The sequence below is a fragment of the uncultured Nostoc sp. genome (assembly GCF_964247315.1).
Lineage (GTDB): Bacteria > Cyanobacteriota > Cyanobacteriia > Cyanobacteriales > Nostocaceae > Nostoc.
The window spans coordinates 22,845-31,054 of sequence record NZ_CAXTTT010000095.1 but is presented as its reverse complement, the minus strand read 5'-3'; the positions used below and the strand labels follow the sequence as shown (position 1 = coordinate 31,054).

Below are 8,210 nucleotides of genomic sequence, written 5' to 3'. Positions count from 1 at the left end.
GGTGGGGAGACGGCAACGGTGGCGGATGTGGGTTGTGGTGGAGTGGGATATTGAGTTGGGGGATAGTTAGCCGAGGGCGGGTTGAGGGCTTGGAGTACTTGACGGGCTGATTGATAGCGATCGCTTGGTCTAGGAGATAGCATTTTATCTAATACCTGTGCCAAATTTTGACTCAGATTAACTTCCCGTCGCCATTGCCAACTGAGAGTGTAGGTATCAATTAATTCTTGAGGTTGTTTTCCTGTCAGCAAAACCAACATTGTTGCGGCCATTGCATACAAGTCGCTGTGGGGAGATACTAACCCTGTTTGCATTTGTTCTGGGGGCGCAAATCCGATTTTTCCTAATAAGGTTGGTGCTGGCACAGGTGCAACCATACCGGGTTGGTAATATTCGGAAGCTACGGTTGCTACTACTTGTTTGACACCGCCAAAATCAATTAAAACTGGCAGTTTGTCAACAGTGCGAAGCATTAAATTATCTGGGGAAATATCTCGATGAATTACTCCTAGAGAGTGAATGTATTCCAACACTGGCAAAATTGAAAGGATAAGAAAGCGTATTTCCGTCTCTGTAAAGCGCAGACCCTGTTGTATCCGGGCATTTAACAAAGAATTGTAAGTTTCCCCTTCTACATAATCTTGCACCAAAAACAGATATTCTTTGCCCCCTAAATTTAGCCGTAGTAGTTCCCGAAAGCGGGGAATTTGAGGATGTTGCAGTTTATAAAGAACACTCGCTTCTCTTTCAAAGAGTTCTTCAGCTTTTTGGACAACGTAAGCGGTTTGAACTTGGGGTGAAAATTCTTTTAAAACACAAAGTTCTCGGAAACGGTTGATATCTTCAGCTAAATAAGTGCGTCCGAAGCCACCTTGGCCAATTTGACGCACGATCGCATAACGATCGCCTAAAGTCTGTCCCGGTTGTATACTATAACTCATGGGCGCATCCAACAAATTTTCACCACACTGAAGACAAAAGCGACTATCTGGGGAATTTTCATGTCCTTTAGAACAATATATTTTAGTCATTTGTCATTTGTCATTTGTCATTTGTCATTTGTCATTAGTTACTCTTCCCCAGTCCCCTTATTTGCCAGATTGTACTTTACTGACTCGATCGGCTGCGATCGCATACCAAATTTGACCAAAAGTCTGTTGATTGAGTTTCTTACGCTGCTGATCGGGAAACAACCGATCGAATTTTTCATTTGTGTCTTTAGTCAATTGATCGATTGTATAGTTCCCAAACTGCCCCGATCGCGCTTGTCGTCTCCATGTATCGTAATCTTTTTGACTATAGTTCCCTAATTTCTGACGAGCTGCTGTACTCAGGTTAGCCTGTTCTAATTTATTCAATAATTCGTCAGCGATACCAGACCATTCATCTCGTAAACCAGCGTCTTCAGATTTAGATGTCAGGCTACGTCCTTTTAATTCTGGTTTTTTTGTATAAAATAAATCATCTACTGTGAGAATAAAAAATCCTTCAGTAATTTCTAGCTCTTGACGACGACTGATAATTTTCTGGAAGTCGCTATTTTTTCCTTTGTCGCCGGCTGGTTTACCAGTTGGAAAGTGTGGGATTTGCGGTAATGAAGGTAATGAAATTGATGGGATGGTGATTGAAGTTACGGCCCGAATGGCTGCATTTCCCGCCGCTAAAGTTAATCCAACTAAAGCCGTTACCCCTAAACTCGTCACAAAAGGGCGAATCCAAACAGGGAAAGTTCTCGGTTTAGCGATCGCTTGCGTTTGCCTCTGGAATCGACTTACAACAGCACTGGCGCGTTGTCTTCCTGGAGCAACTACCATCGTCTTAATCTTGCTAGTAATATAATTACCTGGGGATTTAGTTGTAGTTGGTGATGGTAAATCTCTGAGGATTTGCTCGGCTCGTTGATAGCGATCGCTCGGTCTATAAGCCAGCATCTTTTTTAACACCGCTTCCAGTTTGGGACTAACTTGGATTTCTTTTCCCCACCTCCAAATTCCCTGATAGCTGTCGTATAGTTTCTGCGGTTCTTGACCTGTGAGTAACACCAGTGATGTTACCGCTAAAGAATATAAATCACTACTAAAAAATGCTTTGCCCTGTCGTAGCTGTTCTTCTGGAGCGTAGCCCTTTTTACCCAGCAAAGTGTTATTTTCAGCCAACTTGGTACGCCAAAAACCTTGAGAAGCTGGCAATTGCTTGACACCACCAAAATCAATTAGCACTGGCAGATTATCAGAACGCCGCCAGATTAGATTATCGGGAGAGATATCACGGTGAATTACATCTTGTGAGTGGATATATGATAAAACAGGTAAAATCTGTTGCAGGAGAGTGATTACTTCCTCTTCACTAAAGGTTTTTCCTAGACTTTCACGCTGTTCTAATAACTGGTAGTAATTGTCACCATCCACATAATCTTGCACTAAAAAGAAAAAATCTTTAGTGCCTATCTTCACTTGTAGCGAGGCGTGAAAACGCGGAATTTGTGGATGCTGGAGTTTTTTCAGGACATTTGCTTCTCGCTCAAATAACTCTTTAGCTTTTTGTAAATCTTGATGTTCTTGTACTTGGGGTGCAAATTCCTTCAGCACACAAGTTTGATGGGATTTATTGATATCTTCCGCCAAATAGGTGCGTCCAAAGCCGCCCTGTCCTAGATGACGGATAATTTGATAGCGATTATCCACAAACTGTCCCACAGCAAGAGGTAATGGTTCACCACAATGGGTACAAAAGCGGTTACTACCATTATTTGTGTGTTGTTTACTGCAATAGAGCTGCATGGTGCTGAAGGATAAATTAAAGTTTTATTGAATGACTACAACGCGCATACCCTCATTTTCGGATATCCTACGAATTACGAATTACGAATTACGAATTATTTTAACGGTGTTGATTCTACTTCAGGATATACAACAAGCGTCATGAACTGCAAATCAAGACAGCAGCAAGTAATTAAAGCATTTGAAGACTTTTTGTCTACCCCCTTAGAAACGATACTGCAACGGCATTTCAACACTCAAGCTTCGGCAGCTTTGAGTTTATTTCACGATGTGGCGACGAATGTACCAGCCTACAAGGCGTTTTTAGCAGAAAGGGAAATTAATCCCGCGACTATTCAAACCTTAGAGGAATTTCAAAAATTACCAGCGATCGCTAAAGAAAATTATATACTGCGTTATCCTCTAGCTGACTTGTGCCGTAACGGACAACTCCAAGAGTGCGACATGATAGCTGCTTCTTCAGGTTCTAGTGGGAAACCGACATTTTGGCCTCGTTTTTTCACAGATGAACTCCAAATCGCCACACGCTTTGAACAGATTTTTCACGATAGTTTCTATACAGACACCAGACGTACCTTAGCAGTAATTTGTTTCACTTTAGGCACTTGGGTAGGTGGGATGTTTACCACTAATTGCTGTCGTTATCTTGCTAGCAAAGGTTATCTCATCACTGTAATTACTCCTGGTAACAACAAAGAAGAAATCTTGCGAGTTGTGCAGGAACTAGGCTCAAGTTTTGAGCAAGTGGTGCTATTAGGATATCCACCATTTTTAAAAGATGTGATTGATACTGGTATCGCTCGTGGTGTGGAGTGGCAGCAATATCAGATTAAATTAGTGATGGCAGGAGAAGTATTTAGTGAAGAATGGCGAAGTTTAGTTGGCGAAAGAGTTGGTTCGCGAAATCCTTGCTATGATTTTGCATCACTCTACGGCACTGCGGATGCGGGAGTTTTAGGTAATGAAACACCGTTAAGTATTTGTATTCGCCGTTTTTTGGCAGAAAATCCCGATGCAGCGAGAGCTTTATTTGGGGAATCGCGTTTACCCACGCTAGTACAATACGATCCTTTTACTCGCTTTTTTGAAGTTCAAGATGGCGGATTGCTGTTTTCGGGAGATAACGGTATTCCCTTAGTGCGTTATGACATCTTGGATACTGGCGGGATAATTAGTTATGATGCCATGCTGCAATTTTTAGCAGAATGGGGATTTAACCCGCTTGAAAATCTCCGTTCTGATACTCAAGAATCACCAAGAGGTATTCATCAGCTACCTTTCGTTTATGTCTTTGGGCGTTCTAACTTTACAGTTTCTTACTTTGGTGCAAATATTTATCCCGAAAATGTAACGGTGGGATTAGAACAACCAGTAATTCAAGAATGGGTTACAGGTAAATTCGTGTTGCAGGTGAAAGAGGATGCTGACAAAAACCGATTTTTATCTGTAGTTGTGGAATTAGCAGTTGGGGTAGAGGGTAGTGAAGCTCAAAGACTTGCGATCGCATCTTCTATTCTTTCACAATTGTTACGTCTCAATAGCGAGTTTGCTAATTATGTTCCGGTAGAATATCAAACACCACACGTTACATTAGCGCCAATGGGTGATTTTGAATATTTCCCTATTGGGGTGAAACATCGTTATACCCGTCAATAGTACAAGACGCGATGAATCGCGTCTCTACAAGGGGGAATGGGGTGGTTGTTTGCGATGGGCTATGCCCCGCCGTAGGCATCGCGTTCCCAATTGATTGGGTTATTGATAATATATTGTCTAATTTGATCGAGGGCGAATTCATTACGAATTATGTTGTCATGGAACCTTTCTTGCCATCTAAAACCTTCATATATTTGATTAATTTCAAATGTACATCGTCCTTTGTACCACCTAATAATTTTAGAAAGGGAATTTTTAGACAACATCGGATTAAATAACCCAGTAACCCCACCCCGTTGACCATCCCCCCTTGTAGAGACGCGATTCATCGCGTCTTCTTCCTGTATTTGATTCGCGTCTCCTTCTTGTGTTTGATTAATAATCAAAATCCCATGAATATGATTAGGCATGACGCAAAACGAATCTATCTGGCAATTAGAAAAATTATGAGGAATCTCGTACCACAATTTCTGAGCAATTTCTCCAATTGGCGATCGCTGCATTTCACCCTGCACAACCTCACCAAAAAAGCATTTCTTACCATCCGTGCAAATAGTAACGAAATATCCACCATCACTAGCATAATTCCATGCTGGCAAACGTGTTGAATCAATTCGATATTTACCTTTATATTTAGGTTTGTTATCTTCTGGTTGAGGATCGTAATTATTCATAATTACTTTGATTGATACAAAAACTTATGCAAGTATTGCCTTGCATTTATGTAATTGCCAACCCAAAAAACTCGCAATTATTCCTGGTATGTAAAGGTTGCCAGAGCCAATTTTCTCTAAGCTATGTGCCGCTAGCCTTCAGGTATAATCATCCAGTTGTGGTTTGCCGATTAACTTTACTAAAGCAGCGATCGCTTTCTTGCTAATTCTGCAAACAATATTAATTGGCATAAATGCCGAAAACCGCATTCAGCAAGGAGACTTACCAATCGAGGTTTTAATCTGGATGATTAATCAGTGTATTCCAGTCCTGAAACAAGCCAGCAGTTTCCAAGAAAAACAGAAAAAGAGCCTGTTACCCAGACATCGCCCTTTTAAGGATCAATAATTTCATAATCAGTCCTTTGTAGAGACGGCGATTTATCGCGTCTCTCTAATAAATGTATTTCAAAATTAAAATATGAGTTTTATATGTTAGTTCAGAACACAAGTTCATTCATTCAGAACACAAGTCCATTCGTTCCCAACACAAGTCCATTCGTGCCCAACACAAGTCCATTCATTCCCGACACAAGTCCATTCGTGCCCAACACAAGTCCATTCATTCCCGACACAAGTCTATTGGTTCCCAACACAAGTTCATTCTCAACCATTTGTTGTCGAGCGTCGTGTAATTACTGACCGAGCAATTCAATCTTATTATAAAAAATACCTTTTTTTGTAAGTTTTACTGAACCACTACATTGTTCCATTGAGACACTCTAGAAAGATAAGTTTAGTAAAAGGTGTGCATTGATGCCACGCAAAAAAAGAAGTTCTAACGTGCTAGAAAAAACCGAACAGAGAGTAATTGGATTTAAATCAATTGATTCTAGCCTCGACTTTGGTGATTCTATCAGTGTAAATCATTTAACCGAGTTAACCGGGCAGCTTCGCAACCAGATTGACCAATATAATATGATGTTAACTGCCCTTGACACAGCAAAGGCAGAAATAGAAACCCTTGAAAAGACCATTCGTGAAACTTCAGAACGCTTAGTCAGTGGTGTAGTGTTGAAGTATGGCAAAGACAGCCGGGAATACGAAATGACAGGCGGAGTACGCAAAAGCGATCGCATTCGTAAAGCCACTATCACCCGGTTAAAATCCAGCGCAGACTCGAAAGCAGCTTCTATCCAGACGGCGTAATGAGCAACAAGTAGGCATCATTCAGGGTGAATGATGCCTATGTTTGGCGTAGGCGTAGCCCGCCGCAGGTATGCACGATCGCAGTTTTATTCCTCAATCAACTCAAAATTCACCCGTTCGTAAATATCACGCAAGGTAATTTGAAAATCGATAGAATCTAAGACTAAAACTGCTTCTTCACCTTCATATTCCTTAAAAATCCATTGCCCTTCTGCTTGCTTGGCAAATTGTTCCACAGCAAAATTATACTGGTCAATCATAATATATTCTTGAAAACCAGGAATGAAACGATAATATTTAAACTTATCTGTTTTGTGATAATTTTTAGTTGAATTTGATAATACTTCAACAATTAACAAGGGATTAGTAATAGTTGTTGTACCTGTTCCCTCATAAATAGGCTTACCTTTAATGACTATAATATCAGGATAAGTATAAAGGCGATAATGAGGTATTGATAATTTCACATCCCCTATGTAAATCTCATAATCTTGTCCTTGCACAGTCAGGGGAAACTTGCGACAAAAATTAAGTGCAATTTTGTTGTGGTTAGTTGTTCCCCCTGTCATCGGTATAATTTCTCCGTCTCTGTATTCATTTTTATATTCAGCCTTCTCTTCTAATTCCAAATATTCTTCAGGGGTATAGTGCTTTTGTGTTTGTAAAACCATATTAATTAACTCACCAAATGGGGGAATGGTTCTGTTATCAATAGCGTAACGTACCCGAAAGATAGCGAAAATAAATATTTTTGTTATACAAATACGATTGCAGACAATGTAACAATAGCGATCGCAAGCCAATACTTTTAGCCATACCCATCAGTGAACGCCCCTACCAATATCTCTGCACAAACTCAAAATCGCAAAGCCGATCACATTCGCATCTGCTTAGAAGAAGACGTTCAGTGCGATCAAATCACCAATGGACTGGAACGTTATCGTTTCACCCATTGTTGCTTACCCGAACTCAACCACAACGATATTGATATCAGTACAACTTTTCTGGGAAAAAACCTTGACGCACCCTTGTTAATTTCTTCTATGACTGGCGGAACAGAACAAGCCGCGATTATTAACCAACGTTTGGCCCAAGTCGCACAACACTACAAAATTGCAATGGGTGTCGGTTCCCAACGGGTAGCGGTAGAAAAACCCCAGGTGGCTGATACTTTTGCTGTCCGCAAGTATGCCCCTGACGTTCTACTGCTTGCAAACTTGGGGGCTGTGCAACTTAACTACAAGTACGGCTTAGATGAATGTTTGCGCGTAGTTGATATTTTAGAAGCTGATGCTTTGATTTTACACATTAACCCTTTACAAGAGTGCATTCAACCCAAAGGTGATACTAATTTTCGGGGTTTGCTTGACAAGATTTCTATATTATGCTCCAAATTGCCAGTACCAGTGATTGCGAAGGAAGTTGGTAACGGCATTTCAGCAGCGATCGCTGAGAAACTGATCGCGGCTGGGGTAGCAGCAATTGATGTTGCGGGTGCGGGCGGTACTTCTTGGGCAAAAGTAGAAAGCGAACGGGCAGAAAATCCCTTGCAACGTCGCTTAGGGAGGACGTTTACCGATTGGGGTTTACCGACAGCAGAGTGCATTACAACTATTAGAGCGATCGCCAAAGATGTGCCCCTAATTGCTTCAGGAGGTTTGCGTCATGGATTGGATGCCGCCACTGCGATCGCCTTGGGAGCAGATATAGCTGGTTTAGCAATGCCTTTCTTGCAAGCAGCAGCAACATCAGAGACAGCAGTAGTCGAACTGGCTGAAGTATTAATCGCTGAAATCACCACAGTCTTATTTTGTACTGGCAATGCTACCTTGTATCAGTTAAAGCACTCTGGCAGTTTACAGCGCATAGAATAAATTAAGTAGGTCATTTGTCCTTTATCAATGCCCAATTC

The 8,210-nt window shown here is 41.2% G+C and carries 8 protein-coding genes; 4 read left to right on the top strand and 4 right to left on the bottom strand.

Annotated elements, in window-relative coordinates; genetic code table 11:
- Nucleotides 1–1,031 (bottom strand): protein kinase (locus tag ACFE93_RS24635; protein ID WP_375477154.1); only part of this gene is annotated, 1,031 nt, incomplete at its 3' end.
- Between the two features lie 57 nt (nucleotides 1,032–1,088).
- Nucleotides 1,089–2,780, bottom strand: a complete 1,692-nt coding sequence (locus ACFE93_RS24630; RefSeq protein ID WP_375477152.1) for a protein kinase — start codon at nucleotides 2,778–2,780, stop codon at nucleotides 1,089–1,091.
- Nucleotides 2,781–2,921: 141 nt separating this feature from the next.
- On the opposite strand from ACFE93_RS24630, the gene ACFE93_RS24625 reads away from it, so the two are divergent.
- On the top strand, nucleotides 2,922–4,436 hold the full coding sequence (locus ACFE93_RS24625; protein WP_375477150.1) for a phenylacetate--CoA ligase family protein: 1,515 nt from the start codon (nucleotides 2,922–2,924) through the stop codon (nucleotides 4,434–4,436).
- A gap of 59 nt (nucleotides 4,437–4,495) precedes the next feature.
- On the opposite strand, the gene ACFE93_RS24620 is transcribed toward ACFE93_RS24625, so the two are convergent.
- On the bottom strand, nucleotides 4,496–5,110 hold the full coding sequence (locus ACFE93_RS24620; protein WP_375477148.1) for a transposase: 615 nt from the start codon (nucleotides 5,108–5,110) through the stop codon (nucleotides 4,496–4,498).
- Between the two features lie 163 nt (nucleotides 5,111–5,273).
- Here ACFE93_RS24620 and ACFE93_RS24615 point away from each other — a divergent pair, with 163 nt between their 5' ends.
- A complete protein-coding gene (locus tag ACFE93_RS24615) occupies nucleotides 5,274–5,498 on the top strand; it encodes a hypothetical protein (protein ID WP_375477146.1) in 225 nt (74 codons plus the stop codon).
- 407 nt (nucleotides 5,499–5,905) lie between these two features.
- Complete coding sequence (locus ACFE93_RS24610; protein ID WP_375477144.1) at nucleotides 5,906–6,298, top strand: hypothetical protein; 393 nt, start codon at nucleotides 5,906–5,908, stop codon at nucleotides 6,296–6,298.
- Nucleotides 6,299–6,384: 86 nt separating this feature from the next.
- On the opposite strand, the gene ACFE93_RS24605 is transcribed toward ACFE93_RS24610, so the two are convergent.
- The gene (locus ACFE93_RS24605; protein WP_375477142.1) at nucleotides 6,385–6,969 is read right to left on the bottom strand and encodes a Uma2 family endonuclease; all 585 of its coding nucleotides are present in this window, start codon (nucleotides 6,967–6,969) and stop codon (nucleotides 6,385–6,387) included.
- 153 nt (nucleotides 6,970–7,122) lie between these two features.
- On the opposite strand from ACFE93_RS24605, the gene fni reads away from it, so the two are divergent.
- On the top strand, nucleotides 7,123–8,172 hold the full coding sequence (gene fni, locus ACFE93_RS24600; RefSeq protein ID WP_375477140.1) for a type 2 isopentenyl-diphosphate Delta-isomerase: 1,050 nt from the start codon (nucleotides 7,123–7,125) through the stop codon (nucleotides 8,170–8,172).
- Nucleotides 8,173–8,210 lie beyond the last annotated feature (38 nt).